Annotated in this window: 16 protein-coding genes and 1 pseudogene; 7 read left to right on the forward strand and 10 right to left on the reverse strand. The window is 65.9% G+C overall.

Annotated features, from left to right (window positions below; all coding sequences use genetic code 11):
* A partial coding sequence (locus tag NH448_RS21905; RefSeq protein ID WP_253029472.1) for an AAA family ATPase occupies positions 1-2,535 on the reverse strand: 2,535 nt, incomplete at its 3' end.
* On the reverse strand, positions 2,532-3,857 hold the full coding sequence (locus tag NH448_RS21910; RefSeq protein ID WP_045991904.1) for an exonuclease SbcCD subunit D C-terminal domain-containing protein: 1,326 nt from the start codon (positions 3,855-3,857) through the stop codon (positions 2,532-2,534). The genes NH448_RS21905 and NH448_RS21910, both read right to left, overlap by 4 nt.
* A 124-nt stretch (positions 3,858-3,981) precedes the next feature.
* Between NH448_RS21910 and nfi the strand changes: the two genes are divergently transcribed.
* Positions 3,982-4,662 (forward strand): deoxyribonuclease V, encoded by a 681-nt coding sequence (gene nfi / locus NH448_RS21915; RefSeq protein WP_045991905.1) that lies wholly within the window; start codon positions 3,982-3,984, stop codon positions 4,660-4,662.
* A gap of 33 nt (positions 4,663-4,695) precedes the next feature.
* Positions 4,696-5,256 carry a DUF1415 domain-containing protein gene (locus tag NH448_RS21920; protein ID WP_045991906.1) on the forward strand — a complete coding sequence of 187 codons (561 nt, stop codon included), beginning with the start codon at positions 4,696-4,698 and terminating at the stop codon, positions 5,254-5,256.
* Positions 5,257-5,296: 40 nt separating this feature from the next.
* Here the strand turns inward: NH448_RS21920 and NH448_RS21925 are convergent, their stop codons facing one another.
* Positions 5,297-6,172, reverse strand: a complete 876-nt coding sequence (locus NH448_RS21925) for an aldo/keto reductase (protein WP_045991907.1) — start codon at positions 6,170-6,172, stop codon at positions 5,297-5,299.
* A 249-nt stretch (positions 6,173-6,421) separates the two neighbouring features.
* Here NH448_RS21925 and NH448_RS21930 point away from each other — a divergent pair, with 249 nt between their 5' ends.
* Positions 6,422-6,850, forward strand: a complete 429-nt coding sequence (locus tag NH448_RS21930; protein WP_045991908.1) for an OsmC family protein — start codon at positions 6,422-6,424, stop codon at positions 6,848-6,850.
* A 112-nt stretch (positions 6,851-6,962) separates the two neighbouring features.
* Here NH448_RS21930 and NH448_RS21935 read toward each other — a convergent pair whose 3' ends face one another.
* Positions 6,963-7,691 carry a gamma-glutamyl-gamma-aminobutyrate hydrolase family protein gene (locus NH448_RS21935; protein WP_045991909.1) on the reverse strand — a complete coding sequence of 243 codons (729 nt, stop codon included), beginning with the start codon at positions 7,689-7,691 and terminating at the stop codon, positions 6,963-6,965.
* Entirely contained in the window at positions 7,684-8,679 is a 996-nt protein-coding gene (locus NH448_RS21940) for an amidoligase family protein (RefSeq protein WP_045991910.1), read from the reverse strand. The genes NH448_RS21935 and NH448_RS21940 overlap by 8 nt, the downstream gene beginning before the upstream one ends.
* A 177-nt stretch (positions 8,680-8,856) precedes the next feature.
* Here NH448_RS21940 and NH448_RS21945 point away from each other — a divergent pair, with 177 nt between their 5' ends.
* Positions 8,857-11,130 (forward strand): mechanosensitive ion channel family protein, encoded by a 2,274-nt coding sequence (locus NH448_RS21945; protein ID WP_239452520.1) that lies wholly within the window; start codon positions 8,857-8,859, stop codon positions 11,128-11,130.
* A gap of 285 nt (positions 11,131-11,415) precedes the next feature.
* Positions 11,416-11,691: a glutaredoxin domain-containing protein gene (locus tag NH448_RS21950; protein ID WP_052704282.1), complete on the forward strand. Its 276-nt coding sequence runs from the start codon at positions 11,416-11,418 to the stop codon at positions 11,689-11,691.
* 252 nt (positions 11,692-11,943) lie between these two features.
* On the opposite strand, the gene NH448_RS21955 is transcribed toward NH448_RS21950, so the two are convergent.
* Complete coding sequence (locus NH448_RS21955) at positions 11,944-12,339, reverse strand: glyoxalase/bleomycin resistance/dioxygenase family protein (RefSeq protein ID WP_045991912.1); 396 nt, start codon at positions 12,337-12,339, stop codon at positions 11,944-11,946.
* Positions 12,340-12,731: 392 nt separating this feature from the next.
* Between NH448_RS21955 and NH448_RS21960 the strand changes: the two genes are divergently transcribed.
* Both NH448_RS21960 and NH448_RS21965 read left to right on the forward strand, forming a co-directional pair.
* A complete protein-coding gene (locus NH448_RS21960) occupies positions 12,732-13,178 on the forward strand; it encodes an antitoxin Xre/MbcA/ParS toxin-binding domain-containing protein (protein WP_045991913.1) in 447 nt (148 codons plus the stop codon).
* Positions 13,178-13,651: an RES family NAD+ phosphorylase gene (locus tag NH448_RS21965; protein WP_045991914.1), complete on the forward strand. Its 474-nt coding sequence runs from the start codon at positions 13,178-13,180 to the stop codon at positions 13,649-13,651. Before NH448_RS21960 ends, NH448_RS21965 begins: the two co-directional genes overlap by 1 nt.
* A 110-nt stretch (positions 13,652-13,761) precedes the next feature.
* Here NH448_RS21965 and cdd read toward each other — a convergent pair whose 3' ends face one another.
* From cdd to NH448_RS21985, 4 genes and pseudogenes are all read right to left on the reverse strand, one after another.
* On the reverse strand, positions 13,762-14,202 hold the full coding sequence (gene cdd, locus NH448_RS21970) for a cytidine deaminase (RefSeq protein ID WP_045991915.1): 441 nt from the start codon (positions 14,200-14,202) through the stop codon (positions 13,762-13,764).
* On the reverse strand, positions 14,199-14,945 hold the full coding sequence (deoD, locus tag NH448_RS21975; RefSeq protein WP_045991916.1) for a purine-nucleoside phosphorylase: 747 nt from the start codon (positions 14,943-14,945) through the stop codon (positions 14,199-14,201). The genes cdd and deoD overlap by 4 nt, the downstream gene beginning before the upstream one ends.
* Entirely contained in the window at positions 14,946-16,202 is a 1,257-nt protein-coding gene (locus tag NH448_RS21980) for a phosphopentomutase (RefSeq protein WP_124802476.1), read from the reverse strand. It lies immediately after the preceding gene.
* Positions 16,199-16,393 (reverse strand): annotated as a pseudogene (locus tag NH448_RS21985) (thymidine phosphorylase); the annotation flags it as partial. The gene NH448_RS21980 and the pseudogene NH448_RS21985, both read right to left, overlap by 4 nt.

Below are 16,393 nucleotides of genomic sequence, written 5' to 3' on the forward strand. Positions count from 1 at the left end.
GGTCTGGCAGGCCTCGCGGGCGCCGTCCAGTCGGGCGCGCAGGGCCTTGAGCGCATCATCGGCCTGGTCGAGCAGCCGCTCCAGGTCGCCATCGGTGATGTCCGGGTGCTCGTTGCGCCAGCGTTCCAGTTCGGCGTCCAGGCGGGTCTTTTCGTCCTCCAGCACCGCCAGCGCCTTGCCCTCGTGCTCGATCCTCTGGGTCAGGCTCAGCACCTGACGCTGGGCCTGGTCATGGGCCTGGCGGGCCTGCTCGTGGTCCTGACGTGCCTGGCGGACCTGGGCTTCGAGGCGCTCGAGCCAGGCATCTGCCGAGCGGTCATCGCCGAGCGCCTCGGCCAGACGTCGTCTGTGCTCGTCGATGCTGCGGGTCAGTTCGGGACGCTGATCGTCGAGCCGCTTGAGTTCCTCGTCGAAGGTGGTGGCGCGCAAGGCAAGCGCCTGACGCTCTCGCTCGTCTTCCTCGATGGCCTCTGCCAGCGGGGCAAGCTGGCGTTCGGCGTCGTCCAGTGCCTGGAGGCGCTCGCGAGCCTGTTGCTGGCGCTGGCGGGCCTTTTCGCTGTGCTCGGTAAGCCAGGCTTGGCGGGCGTCGGCGTCGAGGGCGCGCCACTGCTCGGCGAGCGCCGGGTCGTCGAGCCTGGCCTGGGCTTCTTCGAGACCGGCCTGGGCCTCGTTTCTTCGAGGTTCAAGCGCGAGCAGGCTGGTCTCGGCCTGTTCGACGCTGGCCTTCAGCGCCTGAAAGCGCCCGAACAGGGCGTCACGCTGCTCGCGCAGCTCGCCGAGTCGGCTTTCGGACTCGGCGAGCTGATCATCCTCCAGTGCGATCTGGGCGGCGAGCTGGGTGGCCTCCGGGGTGGCGGGGGGCGAGTCGCGCCAGGGGTGCTCGTGACTGCCGCACACCGGACAGGCGGAGTCCGGTTCCAGGGTGGCGCGCATGTCGGCGACGCTGTCGCTTCGGGTGGCGCGGGCGCGCTGTATAAAGCGCGTGAGCTGCTCGTGCTCCGCCGTGGCGTGGTCCAGGCGCGCCCGCGCCTGCTTGCCTTGGTCCAGCAGTTCGTCGCGCTGTGCGCTGTCGCGGCGGCGCTCGGCGTCGAGCCGGCGCTGTTGCTCATCGAGCTGGCGCAGCAGACGCCAGCGCTGCTCCAGTTCGGACAGCGCCAGCAGACGATGGCCGGCGTCCTCGAGGTGTTGCTGGGCCTCGGCCCTGGCCGTTGCAACCTGCTGATGCTGGCCAAGATGGCGTGACAGGGTGCGGGTGGCGGCGTCGCGCTGCTCCAGATGGCGGCGATGGCGCTCTGCCAGCGCTCGCTGCTGCCCGTCGAGATCCTCGCGCTGGCGCTTGCGCTTCTGGTGTTCGTCCTCCAGCTGTCGATGCTGTTGCTCGCGGCCCTTGAGTTCGCTGGCAATTTCACGGGCCTGGGCGATGGCGGGCCGGGCCTGCTCGAGCGCCTGCTCGCTGTCCTCCAGGGTCTGGCGGCGACGGCTGGTTTGCTGGTGCTGTTGTTCCAGGGCGGTGCGTGCCTGGGCCAGGGCTGACTTGGCTTCATCGAGCTGCTGGCGCTGGTCCGGCAACTGTCGAGAAAGGCTACGCTGGCGCAGCAACTGGGGGCGCCAGGGTGCGACGCGCTCGAGCATCTCGCACTCACGGCGCTGCTCGCTCAGTGCCTCCCATCGGGCCTCTGCCTCGACCAGGCTGGCGTCGGCTTGTTCGCAGCGCTGGCGCCACTGGGCGTCCTGGGCGAGCCACTGGGCCTCTTCGTCCAGCGCCTTCATCTGTCGCTGGCAGGTGTCCAGCTCGCCTCCGGCCTCGGCGAGTTCCTGCTCCATGGCCTGGCGTGCGCTGTCGTCGCTGGGCGCGTCCTCGGCGAGCAGCGCCTGCTGGCGGGCCACCGCGTCGCGGGCCTCCTTGGCCCGGGCGTAGCTTTCGACCGAGATGCGCGAGTATTCCTGGGTGTTGGTGAGCTTCTCGAGCAGGTCCGAGCGGGCGTTGTCGTCGGCCTTGAGAAATGCCGCGAACTCGCTCTGGGCCAGCAGCACGGCGCGGGTGAACTGCTCGAACGATAGCCCCAGGCGCTCGGGGATCAGCTCGGCGAATTCGCGCTTCTGGGCGGTCAACAGGCGTTCGTCGTCCAGGTCGGTCAACGATTGCTCCACCGCCTGCAGCTTGCCGTCGGCCTTGTCCCGGGCGCGCCGCACGGCCCATCGCGCGCGGTAACGGCGAGCGTCGCGGCCGATGAAGTCGACCTCAGCGTAGCCGCTGGCGGCGCCGCGCCTCAGCAGGCTGCGGGGGTCGGCGGTGGCGATCCGCGAGCCGTCCAGGTCCTCCAGATGGGAGTCGCGCCCCGGGGCGTTGCGAAGCCTCGGCGTATTGCCGAACAGCGCAAGACACAGGGCGTCGAGCAGGGTGCTCTTGCCGGCGCCGGTGGGGCCGGTGATGGCGAACAGGCCGGCATCGGCCAGTGGCGCCGCGGTAAAGTCCAGCTCGACCGGACCGGGCAGGGAGGCCAGTTGGGACAGGCGCAGGGCGAGAATCTTCATGGCTGCGTGCCCCCTTCGGTGGTGTGCTGGACTTGCGCATCCGCGCTCTGGTCGTCGGCATCCGCGTCCTGAACGCGCTGGCACAACCAGTCGAAGTCGGCGATCACGCTGTCGTCCGGCGCCTCGCCCCAGCGCTCTTTCCAGGTGCGCGAAAACAGCTCACGGGGTCCAATGTCCTCAAGGCGCTCGCCACGTCCGGGTGCCTGTGACTCAGTGACCGGCAGCTCGCGCTTCAGTCGCAGCAGGCGTACCGCCCGGTCGCCCAGCGCCTGCTCGATGCGCGAGCGCAACTCCGGCATCGGGGCGTCCAGACGCACGTTGATCTCGAGCCAGTCCCAGCGCTCGACCGGGCCGGCCCCGTCGCGGGCCGGCAACGTCTCGATCGCGCCCAGGATCTCTTCCAGCGGAGCAGGTCCGAGGCGACGCATGGCCACCGCCCGCGGCACGCTGATGGGCTCGACATGGGCAAGGGCGCCATCGGCGAAGTCCGCCATCAGCACCTGGTGGGGGTAGTCGACCTCGCTGAAGTCCAGCGGCAGCGGGCTGCCGCTGTAGCGTATGCGTTCGTCGCCAACCCGCTGGGCGCGGTGCAGGTGCCCCAGGGCGACGTAGTCGATGTCCTCGGGAAACAGCGAGGCCGACAGCGATTCCTCGCCGCCGATGACGATAGGGCGTTCGCTGGCCTCGGAGACGGCGGCGCCACGCAGGTGGGCGTGGCTCATGGCGATCAGCGCCTGGCCAGGCTCGCGCTTTTCCCGGGCCGCCGCGATCAGTTCGCGATGGACCCGCTCGACGCTGGCCACATAGTCGTCGCCGGCGTTCGTCTCTTCTCCTGCTGCACCCGCCGCTTGTCTGCTCTGCCGGCCACGACCGGTGATCTCCGCCGGACGCAGGAAGGGCAGCGCCAGGCACCAGGCGCGGACCTCACCCTTGGCATCGCTCAAGGGCACCAGCAGGCGATCGCTGTCCAGCGCGCCGTCATCGACGAAGCGCACCCGGCCAAGGGCATGGGTGCGCAGGTGCTGCATCAGCGGGGCGGGCAGCTCGATGCGGCTGCCGCTGTCGTGATTGCCGGCGATCAGCGCAATGGTCAGGTCGGGACAGCTCTGGTGGACCCTGACGATAAAGTCATAGAGCAGCTCCTGGGCGCGCAGCGACGGATTGACCACATCGAAGACGTCGCCGGCGACCAGCAGCGCGTCCACCTGGCGTTCGGCGAGGATGTCGACCAGCCAGTCGAGGAAGGCGCGATGTTCCTCGTGACGTTCCTGGCCGTGAAAGCTCTGGCCCAGATGCCAGTCTGCGGTGTGGATGATCCTCATCCGTCCTCCCTGATGGAGCGCCAGGCCCTGCGGCCGGCAGCTTGTTGATCCCCGTGACTGGCGCGTAGTCTACCGCGAGCGGGTGGTGTCTTCAGCCACCGCAGGTCATCAACAGGGAGGTGACATGACCCAGCACCCCAGGACACGAGAGACTGCGCTGCACGACTGGGACCTGGCACCGAAGGAGGCCATCGCCTTGCAGCGTACCCTGGCAGGACGCCTGATACGCGAGGACGCCCTCGGTGAAGTGGAACACATTGCCGGAGTGGATATCGGCTTCGAAGATGGAGGCGACACCACCCGCGCCGCGGTGGTGGTGCTGTCCTGGCCGGGGCTTGCGCCGATCGAGCAGGTGGTGGCGCGTCAGCCGACGCGCATGCCCTACGTGCCGGGGCTCCTGTCCTTTCGTGAGATACCGGCGGCCCTGGCGGCCTTCGAACGACTCGACAGCCGCGTGGATCTGGTCATGGTGGATGGCCACGGCATCGCCCATCCCCGGCGCCTCGGGGTGGCGGCGCACCTTGGACTGTGGCTGGATCTGCCCACCCTGGGCGTGGCCAAGAAACGCCTGACCGGGCGCCATGGCGAGGTCCCCGAGGGGCGTGCGGAAAGTACCGACCTGATGGACGGCGACGAGCGCATCGGGGTCGTGCTACGCTCGCGCGCCGGCGTCAAGCCGGTGTTCGTGTCGCCGGGCCACCGGCTGTCGGTGGATTCGGCCAGGGCCTGGGCGGTGGCCTGCCTCGGCCGCTACAAGTTGCCCGAACCCACAAGGCTGGCCGACAGGCTGGCGTCACGGCGCTGAGCCGGCCTTCACTCAAGCATCCGAGAACTCGCCATGTCCGACACAGAGGTATCACCCGGCGTTGCGGCCACCGCAGCCTGGGTCGAGGAATTCGTGGTTGGCCTCAACGTCTGCCCCTTCGCCGGGCGTGAGGTCACACGCGGATCGATTCGCTATATCGAGGTCGACGGGCGCAGGCTCGAGGACGCCCTGGTGGCGCTGATGGAGGCCTGCCACCACCTCGAGACGACACCCGAGGTGGAGACCAGTCTGCTGGTGTTCACCCGAGGGCTTGCCGACTTCGACGACTATCTCGACGCCCTGGCCATGGCCGAGGCATTGCTCGCCGACCGTGGCTACGAGGGCGTCTTCCAGCTGGCGAGCTTCCACCCTGACTATGTCTTCGACGGCGTGGAGGATGATGATCCGGCCAACTTCACCAATCGTTCTCCCTGGCCGGTCTGGCATCTGCTGCGTGAAGAGGGTCTGGAAAGGGCGCTGGCCCACTATCCCTACCCCGAGGCTATCCCCGAGCGTAATATCGAAAGGTTGAGGGAGATCGGCAGCGACAGTCTGGCCGAGCAACTGGCCGAGTTGAAAGCACGCTTTCGCTGAGTCGAAGGCGAACTCCCGTGTCTCGTCGAGCCCGGCCCGGCTAGACGATGTCCAGCGGCACCTTGCGCTGGGGCGCCGGATACAGGGCGTCGAGTCGCGCAAGTGTTGCCGCGTCCAGGGTTACCTCCAGCGCCCTGGCGTTGTCGTCGACGTGCTCGGGGGAGGCGGCCTTGGGAATCGCGATGACCTCGTGCTGGCCCTCGACCGGTCGGATGGCCCAGGCCAGCAGCAGTTGCGCCGGGGTCAGGCCGAGGTCCGCGGCGAGCTCACCAAGTTGCGGGTCGGCCAGGGGATCTGCGCCGACGGCGCCGGCCTGGGCCAGCGGACAGTAAGCCATCAGCGGCATCCGTTGCCGGCGTTGCCATGGCCTCAGGGCGACCTCGATTCCCCGCGACGCCAGATGGTAGAGGACCTGGTTGACCGCGCAGTCGCCGCCACCGGGCAGGCGAGCCAGCGTCTGCATATCGTCTACGTCGAAGTTCGACACACCGAAGCGACGAATCTTGCCGGCAGCGACCAGGCGATCGAAGGCCTCCAGCGTTTCGTCCAGTGGGATGCTCCCCGGCCAGTGCAGCAGGTACAGATCCAGGTAATCGGTGCCCAGGCGCTCAAGACTCGCTTCGCAGGCGGCGATGGCGCTGTCGCGACCGGCGTTCCAGGGGTAGACCTTGGAGACCACAAACGCCTGGTCGCGGCGACCCTGGATGGCCTCGCCGACCAGGCGTTCGGCGGCACCGTCGCCGTACATTTCGGCGCTGTCGATCAGCCGCAGACCTCGCTCCAGCCCACGTTGCAGGGCGGCGATTTCCTGTCGCCGGGGCGCACGCCCTTCACCCATGTACCAGGTGCCCTGGCCCAGGGCAGGCAGGGCCTCGGCGGTGCTTCCGGTTTCCAGCAGAACCTTGGCAGTCGTCATGTCGCACACCTTTGCGGAATAGTTTTCCAGAGATGCGATCGACTATCGCAGCCATGACCGTCGGCGCGCAAGACGAGGCTGGACAGACCTCGGTACAAGATGCATGGTGAAGTCATCAGTTGTCCCGCCAGGGATGATTGGCCCCGCAGGTACCGCCCATCGATGGGAGGTGGCGGGGCGAGCGCCTCAGGAAGAGGCGCCACCGTAGTGTGTTTACCAGCCCGTGTATCTCAACTGGAAGGAGTCGTCATGAGTATCACCAACACCGCATCCGCGCAGTGGAAGGGCAGTCTCAAGCAGGGCAAGGGCGTTGTGTCCACCAACAGCGACGCGCTCAGCGATGTTCCCTATGACTTCAAGCAGCGCTTCGAAGGCCAGGCCGGGACCAATCCGGAAGAGCTGATCGGTGCGGCCCACGCCAGCTGCTATTCCATGGCACTGTCGATGATTCTGGGCGAGTCCGACCTTGAAGCCGACAGCATCGACACCAGCGCCGAGGTGACCCTCGATGAGGTCGACGGTGGCTTCGCCGTGACCAAGGTGCATCTGACCACTCGCGCCAGCATCCCCGGCGCCGACGAGTCGGTGTTCCAGGAGGCCGCCGAGAAGGCCAAGGCCGGCTGCCCGATCTCCAAGCTGTTGAACGCCGAGATCAGCCTGGACGCCAAGCTGGCCTGATCCGGCCGGGTCGCGTCAGCGACGTCGTTGCCACGATGTTGTTGCCACATGGAAAAGCCCGCCGATTGGCGGGCTTTTTCGCGCAGCTGCATTGACCCTCGAAGGCTCGTGCTCAGGAGGCGCTTTGCGTGGGACGTTCGGCGCGGGGTTCCGGTGGCACCTGGCGCTCGGCGTGGGGCTTTCTCGCCGCGTCGACCAGAGCGCGGATGAGTCGTTGCTGGGGGCGATTGAAGATCAGGAATTCCGGGTGCCACTGAACCCCCAGCAGGAAGTCGTGCTCACGGGACTCGATCCCCTGAACCAGGCCGTCCCGGTCACGTGCCACGATATCGACACCGCGACCGGTGTGTTCCACCGCCTGGTGATGAAGGCTGTTGATGCGACACCAGCTGACCCGCAGCAGCTGATGTAGTCGGCTACCCTCGACGATGTCAACGGTCTTGCGTGGCAGCACGGTGCGCCGGCGCTTGAGCCCTTCGTGGGTGGTGTAGATGTCGCTGTCCAGGGTGCCACCCAGGTGGACGTTGATCAGTTGCGAGCCGCGGCAGATACCGAGTACCGGTGTATTGCGCGGGATCTCGCGGGCCAGCAGCTCGAGTTCCAGTTCGTCACGTTCTGGATCGACGCGCACGTCGAGCTGCATCTCGCCGCCGTACAGATGCGCCTGGATGTCATCACCTCCGCCGACGATCAGGCCATCGAGCCGGTCCGGTCGTGGCCGCGACGGCGATAGCCTGAGCGGTTTGCCTCCATGGCGCCACACCGCGAACCAGTCGAAGCACCAGGCCAGCAGGCTCTTGTGGTCGGAGGTGGAAATACCGATCACCGGGCGTTCAGCCATCCTTGGAGTCTCCCTTGAGCTTGTGCTTTATCTTTTGCCACAGCGAGCTGTCGAGGTGACGGGCTCGATACTCCGCCATACGCTCATGCAAGGTCTCGGGCGCGCAGGCCAGGCGTTCGACCTCGAGCCAGCGGTTCCATTCGGTCACCGCGCCCCAGTCGGCTTCGGAAAGCTGAGCGTTGGGCAGACGGTAGTGAAAGGTGGGTCGCGGCTGGACAAGTTCCTTGCGAAACAGCTCGTGGGGATGGTCGGGCCTCAGGTGGGCGAACAACGGCAGCATGTCCAGATCGCGGTTGCGAGTGTCGTTGTCGGCCAGATAGTCATCGATCAACTGGTCGATATCGGGAGCATAGTCCTCGTCGAACAGCTTGAGGCAGTAGCGTTTGTGGAAGGGATTGGCGTGGGGCAGCACCTCCCGGGTGATATCGACCCGGATCTGTTCGCGCAGCCAGTCGGCGGACAGCAGGTAGGCGCGCAGATAGCGCAGGATGTCCTCGGCCTCGAGGCTCGGGAGCTCCGGATTCAGATGCAGACCGAAACCGTACATCAGGCTGGCCTCGGTGCCCTTGGCGCCGTGCTCGCGGAGTCCGTCGAACAGCGTGTCCAGCTTGTCGAGCTCATCCCAGGGGACCGGGGGGCAGACGACCTCCGTCGGCACCAGGCCGGTGACCATGTCGCCAAGCAGCTCGCGAGAGCGACGATCGAGGTCGCGGCGCATGCGATCCCAGTCGTCGCCGGGCGTCTTGGCCGCGTCCTCGGGGGATTCGGGGTGGACGTACTGAGAGTCCAGTTCGATCTTGAAGTCGCCCCACTGGGTGTCGCTGACCTTCATCCGGTGGGCGCTCTGGACCTCGATACGACCGTCGAACAGGGACTGGACCATCTCTGCAGTGGCCATGGGGTCCAGGCCGGCGAACTCGATTTCCACTCCCACCTTGCGGATGTCTCCGTCGGCGGTGGTGGGCTCGGGTGGCGCTTGAGCTTTCATGGCGGCATCCTGATAAGGCATTAGTGGGACGTTACTTCGCAGACTACCATAGGCGGTCACTTTTCATCGGCGGCGGCGCCGAGTCCTCACCGGCAGGGAGCACGAATGTTGCTGCATAGAAGTAAAATAGTTCAAATATTTCAATGGTTTGTGCTTCTCTTTCTAATTGGGGCATGTATTTTGCCCGTTCAGGCGTCGGCCCAGGGCCTGGCGCTGGAGGCCCTGGCCGGGGGCGGTGAACAGGCCCCCCAGGAAGCTTCCTCCGAAGAGCTGCAGCGATCCCTGGATACCCTGATCCAGACGCTGGAAAGCGACCAGAGCCGTCAGGAGTTGCTCGATAGCCTCAGGTCACTGCGCGACGCGGGCCAGGCCGCAGCGGAAACCGGCACCGGTTCCCAGGGACTGCTGGGGGCGCTTGCCGACACCTTCACCGAGCTTGGCGAGCAGGCCGAAGGGGCCGGGTCGCCCATGGCCCAGTGGCGCGCCAAGCTGGCGGAGGGCTGGCGCGATATCAATGGCCTGATCGCCGACACCAGCCATAGCGAGCTGGCCCAGTTCGCCGTGGAGTTCAGCATCCTGCTGACGATCTGGGGTGGCATGGTGATCATCCTGGTGGCGCTGGGGCGTCTGATCGGATCCCGCCGGGGCTGGCCGATGGACCTGCCGAGAGAGCCCAAGGCGTGGCTGCTGGCGGCTCACTTTCTGCGCCGCATGCTGCCCTGGGCGCTGGCCTTTCTGGCGGTGCTGGGGGTGTCACAGCTGGTGCCCGGCAGCGCCGGGCGCACTGTCGTATCGGTGATCGCCTACGCCGCACTGTGCGGGCGCATCCTGTCGGTGGTGGTCGAGATCGTCATCTCGGTGTTCACCCGCGGGCATCGCTATACCGCGGTCAAGCTGCTGCAGCAGCGGGCTCTGCGTCCGCTGTTCGTCATCGGCGCACTGATCGCCCTCGGCGACGCCTTCAAGACCGAACGTCTGGTGGACCTACTGGGGGTCGACCTGTCCTCGCTAGCCTCGGTGCTGGCCAATATCCTGGCCGCGGTGCTGACCTTCCGCTTCATCGTTCGCTTCAAGCGGCCGATCAAGCATCTGATTCGCAACCGCACCTACACCATCCGCAGCGATTGCTCGAGTCCCACCGAGGTCACTCGGGTGATCGGTCGGCTGTGGCATATTCCCGCGTTGCTGCTGGTGGGGGCCTCGCTGGTGGCGATCTTCGTCACCGGAGGCGATGTCGGTACCGCACTGGCCCGTTCGATCATCAACGCCGCCCTGCTGGTGCTGACGCTGGTGGTTACCGCGCTGCTGCGCCGCCAGAACGAACGTCATGACCACAGCCGGGGTCGCCACCGCCACCACAGCGAGTATCGCCGCAGGCTCGAACGTTTCGCCTATACCCTGGGGCATGTGCTTGCCTGGCTGGTGTTCGCCGAGCTGTCGCTGCAGGTGTGGGGTGGCTCGCTGGTGGGCATCGGCCGCGAAGGGGTGGCCAGCGTGCGCATCGGCCAGGCGATCCTGGCGATCGCCTTTACCGTATTGCTGGCCTGGCTGGTGTGGATCTTCGCCGATACCGCCATCCAGCGGGCGCTGACCTCCTCGGCGCGCTCGCGCGGGCGCCGGGTCAACCAGGCACGGGCCCAGACCATCACCCCGATGATTCGCAACGTGATCTTCGCAGCCATCGTGATCATCGCCTCCATCGTCGGCCTGGCCAATCTGGGGGTCAACGTGACGCCGCTGCTGGCCGGTGCCGGGGTGATCGGTCTGGCCATCGGCTTCGGCGCCCAGACCCTGGTGCAGGACCTGATCACCGGCATCTTCATCCTGATCGAGGACTCCCTGGCGGTGGACGACTTCGTCGAGATCAACGGCCACATGGGCACGGTGGAAGGGTTGACGCTCAGGACCGTACGCCTGCGTGACCTGGACGGCATCGTGCATATCCTGACCTTCTCGCGTATCGACTCCATCCATAACATGTCGCGGCAGTTCGGCGTGGCGCTGATGAAGATCCGCATTCCCTTCGACATGAAGATCGACGACGCCACCACCCTGATGCAGGAGACCGCCCGGGATCTGCGCCAGGATCCGATCATGCGCCACCACATCTGGTCACCGCTGGAAATGCAGGGTATCGATCGTTTCGAGGATGGCTGCGCGATCCTGCGGATGCGCTTTCGCACCTCGCCGGAAATGCAGTGGGACGTGGCCCGTGCCTTCAACATGCTGCTCAAGCAGCGCATGGAGGAGATGGGCGTCGAACTGGGCGCGCCGCGCCTCAGCGTCAGCATGGAAGGCCGTGGCGGCGGGCGTCTCGATGGCACCACCAGCGAAGGCGAGGCCGACCACCAGGGGCGCGATGCCAGCGGGCGCGCCCGAGGCCAGGCCGGGGTGGCAGACCCCCACCATCAAACCAGTGCTACCGGCGCCTCGCCCGATCCGGGAACCTGATGGCGTTGTGCTGTACCCCGCATGCAATGCACTGAGGTGAGAAAAGTCGGGAAAGGCTGTCAGGAACTCGCGAGTGGCGACACCAAGCTAGCAAGTCGGGCGGCGGCAAGGTCTGGTACCAAGGCTCAGCGCCAAGGTCTGGTACCAAGGCTCAGCGCCAAGGTTGAACCTCCGGAACGCGCCGTCGCCTGCACCAACTGTTTCGGGTGTCGTCGACTCTTGAAGGGAGTGACGTCACCGACCACATCGTCAACGAGCGGTATCACCCACGAGGGAGTCGTCACCATGACCGTTGCCAAGGATCTCGCGCTTTACCATTTCGCCCACTGCCCGTTCTGCGCCTTTGTGCGCCGTGAACTCGACAAGCTCGGCGTCGAGGTGGATATCCGCGACGCGGGCGCCAACCCGGCGCACCGCAAGGCACTGAAGGAAGGCGGCGGCAAGATTCAGGTGCCGTGCCTGCTGATTACCAATGAAGACGGCAGCGAGACCTGGATGTACGAATCCATGGACATCGTCGCCTACCTGAAGAAGCGCTTCAGCAAGGGAAAGGTAGCCTGAAGCAAAGCGTCTGACGTCGTGGGACTCATGAACCCAAAGCGGCCTGAAGCAAGGGTGGCCTGAAGCAAGCGCGGCCACCACTTGGGACAAACGAGCCTTCGAATCGCGTGGCGTCACCGCCAGTCTCGCCACGCGAAAGACGCTACAGCACGTCTGATGGAACCGATCTCAGGCAAGTCCAGCAAGCCTTGTGGGCCACCAGTGGTGGCCTTTTTTGCGTCCGGCTGGCTGCGGCAGCTGCAGTCAACTGGCTCAGTTTTCCTTTGTCATATCGTCGGGGGGCGAGTCATCGGCGGGTGACACCAGGTGGATGATATTGCAGGGGCTGGTGATCCAGAACGAGTTGAATGCTTCCGGCAGGTGCTCGATCTCGTCGCAGCGCTGACAGCCACGCTGTTCGAGGTAGCTCGAGGCGGCCTGGATGTCGCTGGCAACGATCTGAAGCCAGATCTCCGCCTGGCTCAAGTGCGGCTCGCGATCCAGCCACAGCACCTTGTCGCCGAAGGCAAAGCGCGGCGTCTCCCGGTCACCGGGGGGCGTCAATTCCTCGAACTTCAGGATCTCGCGGTAGAAGGCAACGGTCGCCTCGTACTCGTGGGCGGGAATCTTCATGGCGATATTGTCGCCGGGAGAGAAGTCTGTGGTCATGGACCGTTACCTTGTTGTTTGAATTGAGGCGGGTACTTGGACGCAGGAGCTTGCGCCGTGATGGCCGCCACCCCGATGACCTGCACAGGGTGATGCAGCGCGGGTGACCCTCGTCCTGCCTCGCGGCCAAAGCGAACGTCACGTCTCGAGCGATTGTGGTGAGCCGGGCGGGGTCGCGCTGAACAGTATTGAGCATAGGCCGAATTGGCTCGGGCCGGTGCTGCCCGCTGGCGGTGACGCGTTCCGCTGTGTGGTGGCGAGTCGGCGAAAGTGCACCCTTGCCGAGTTTGGGTCATATTGATGTTGGTAAAACTTCGATCTGATGTATGCTGAAGCGTACAGGTGGGAATGTTGCTGGCGCCGTGCCAGCGAGTGAGCGCCGGGAGACCGCGATGGAGCTTCTCGAAAAGGACCGTGCAGCGGGTGGCGGGGTGATGGCGCAGATCGACCTGCCCCGCGAGGTGTACACCGATTCAGCCGCTTTTATCAGAACCGTCAGGCAAGGGCTGCCGGGAAGCGTGCTCAAACAGGCGATCGATGCACTGTCGGCCGACCGCGATCTCTTTGTACGACTGCTGGAGACGGACTCCGGCAATCTGCATCGCTTCTACAAGCGCAAGGCGCTGGGGCGTGCGCAAAGCGAAGAAGTGCTCGACACGCTGAAGTTGTTTGTCGAGGTAGGTGAGGTGTTCGCTGACGAAGCGGTCGGTCATCAATGGCTGCACGCCGAGGTACCCGCACTCGCCGGCTCGCGCCCGATCGAACTCCTGGATACCTTTGCTGGCCGTGAACTGGTACGACAGGTGCTGCGCAAGATCAGTCACGGCGACTTCAGTTGATGAGGCTGTACCGTATCGCTCCTGAGCGTTTTCTGACCAACCTGTCCGGGCGCGGTGCCAGCTATCACGATGGGGCGCGCTGGAATGACCCCGGCCATCCGGTGCTGTATTTCGGTACCAGTGCCTCCGTCGCCATGCTGGAAATGGGTAACTATATTCCAGACCCGCGCTTGGTCCCGAAGGATTTTCGCCTGGGCATCTATGACGTACAAAGCAGCGCCGTCGAGAAGGTCGGAGTCGATGAATTGCCTGATGGCTGGGACCTGTTTCCCCCTCCTGAACACACGCGGCGACTCGGTACCGCGTTCCTGTCGGCGGCCCGCAACTTGATACTGCTGGTGCCAAGTACCGCTGCTGCGGGCATTGATCAGGTGGCGGTGGTGAATCCGCTGCACCCGGACATGGACAACGTCTCGCTCATCGACATCCGGGCACGGATCTACAATCCGAGATTGTTTCAGGGCATCCAGTAGCGCTCCGGTTGCCGAGTCAGTTCGTTTGGCGCTCAGGCAGGTCTGCCAGGCAAATCGAGCCGATTCGGCAGCGCCAGAGCGGACAACTTCCAGGAAGTGAATTCGCTCGCCTAGCTGACGAAAGCGGAGTCCTTGCCCAGGTTTTCCGGCCCGAAGGAGTCCGGCAGCAACTCATCCATGGTGTAGCGCTTGAGCAGTTGGCCGTCCGCGTCCACCACCCGGATCAGGGTGTCGGGGGAGGAGAACTCGCGCAGGCGCTGACGGCAGTCACCGCAGGGGGTGCACAGGTGCTCGCCGGGACCGATGACGTAGACCTCCTTCAGCCGGGTCTCGCCGCTGGTGACCATGGCGGCGATGGCTGAGGCCTCGGCGCACAGCCCCTTGTAGTGGGCGACCTCGACGTTGGCGCCGACATAGCGGGCTCCCGAGTCGCTGATCAGCAGGGCGCCTACCGGATGGCTGGAGTAGGGCACGTAGGCGCGGCCGCGTACCTCGATCAGCGCCTTGACGATATCGGCGTCGACGGTCTCTGTCGTCCTTGGATCGCTCATCGGGTGGTCTCCTGGCGACTGGTTTGCTGGCGGTCGTCCTCGAGCACGGCCTCGAGGGCGATGGTCATCATCTCGTCGAAGCTGGTGGCGCGCTCGTCGCTGGAGAGACTGTCGCCGTTGACGATATGGTCCGATACCGTGCAGATGGTCAGGGCGCGGGCGCCGAATTCGGCGGCGACGCCATAGAGCCCGGCGGCCTCCATCTCGACGCCGACGATGTCGAACTTGCGCAGGCAGTCGATCAGCGCCGGGTCCGGGTGATAGAACAGGTCGGCAGAGAAGATGTTGCCGACCTTGACCGGGGTGCCCTGGGCGCCGGCGGCGTCCACGGCGGCACGGGTCAGGTCGAAATCGGCGATGGCGGCGAAGTCGAGGCCGCGAAAGCGCGAGCGGTTGACGCCGGAGTCGGTGCTGCCGCCGAGGCCGATGATCAGGTCACGTACCTTGACGTCGTCGCGCACGGCGCCGCAGGAACCCACGCGGATCAGCCGTCTGGCGCCGAATTCGGTGATCAGTTCCTTGGCGTAGATCGATACCGAGGGGATGCCCATGCCGTGGCCCATGACAGAGATCTCGCGTCCCTTGTAGCGGCCGGTGTAGCCGTACATGTTGCGCACCTCGTTGACCAGGCGCGCATCCTCGAGAAAGGTCTCGGCGATGTATCTGGCGCGCAGGGGATCGCCGGGCATCAGCACGGTGTCGGCGAAATCACCACGTTCGGCCTTGATGTGGGGGGTAGCCATCTAAGCTCCTCGTCTATCCAATGCTCGTTTGCGCTCGATAAAGCTTTCACCGTCGGCCATGGGGGCAAGACCGAAATAGCTCGCCAGGCTCTGGCCGATGTCGGCGAAGCTCTGCCTACGCCCCAGCGATCCGGCCGCAAGCCCGGCGCCACTGGCCAGTACCGGGATGAACTCGCGGGTGTGGTCGCTGCCTTGCCAGGTGGGGTCGCAGCCGTGGTCGGCGGTGATCACCAGCAGATCGTCGTCGGTCAGCCGTTCGAGCAGCGCCGGCAACTGTCGGTCGAAGGCTTCCAGCGCCGCCGCATAGCCGGAGACGTCGCGGCGATGGCCGTAGACCATGTCGAAGTCGACGAAGTTGGTCATGATCAGGCGCTGGGTGTCGCTCGCTACCGGTTCATCCATGGCCGCCAGGGTCGTTTCCATCAAAGCGTCATGGCCCGACGCCTTGATCAGACGACTGATGCCGCAGTGGGCATAGATGTCGGCGATCTTGCCGATCGCCACGACCTCGCCGCCGGCGTCGTGAAGCTTCGACAGCACCGTGGGCGAGGGCGGCTCGACGCTATAGTCGCGACGATTGCCGGTGCGCTGGAAGCTCGCGGCGTCGTCACCGACGAAGGGGCGCGCGATCACCCGACCGATATTGTAGGGCTCGAGCAGCCGCCGGGCGGTCTCGCACAATGACAGCAGGCGCTCAAGGCCGAAGCTGTCCTCATGGGCGGCGATCTGGAAGACGCTGTCGGCGGAGGTGTAGACGATGGGCTTGCCGCTGGCGCAGTGTTCTTCACCCAGACGGGCGATGATCTCGGTGCCTGAGGCGTGGCAGTTGCCCAGCACACCGGGTAGCGCCGCCTCCTCGATCAATGCCTCGAGCAGTTGCGGCGGAAAGCTCTGCTCCCTGTCCTCGAAGTACCCCCAGTCGAAGCGCACCGGGACCCCGGCGATTTCCCAGTGCCCGGACGGGGTGTCCTTGCCCGAGGACACCTCCATGGCGTGTGCGTAGGCGCCGTCGATCTCGCCTAGCTGGATGCCTGCGGCGCTGGCGCCGGTGGCCTCGCGGTGGGCGTGATAGAGCCCCAGGCGGGCCAGGTTGGGAAGTTGCAGCGGGCCGCGGCGGCCACGGTCGTCGGCCTGCCCGCGGGCACAGGCCTCGGCGATATGGCCCAGGGTATCGGCGCCGGCGTCGCCGAAGCGCTCGGCGTCGGGGGCAGCACCGATGCCGAAGGAATCCATCACCAGCACGATCGCGCGGCTCATGGTGTCTCTCCCGTTATCGAAGGATCGCACAAGGTCTCGTGCACCAGTGGCGGGGGCGTGCCCTCGTCGCCGAGGGTGAAGGCCTCACGTACTCGTGCCGCGAGTCTGTCGGCGTCCGCCTGGCTGGCGGCGTGAATGCGCGCCAGCGGGGTGTGACGGTCGACCGTCTGGCCGATGGCGGCGATGGCGTC

The organism is Halomonas sp. OfavH-34-E (genome assembly GCF_024124525.1).
GTDB lineage: Bacteria > Pseudomonadota > Gammaproteobacteria > Pseudomonadales > Halomonadaceae > Halomonas > Halomonas litopenaei.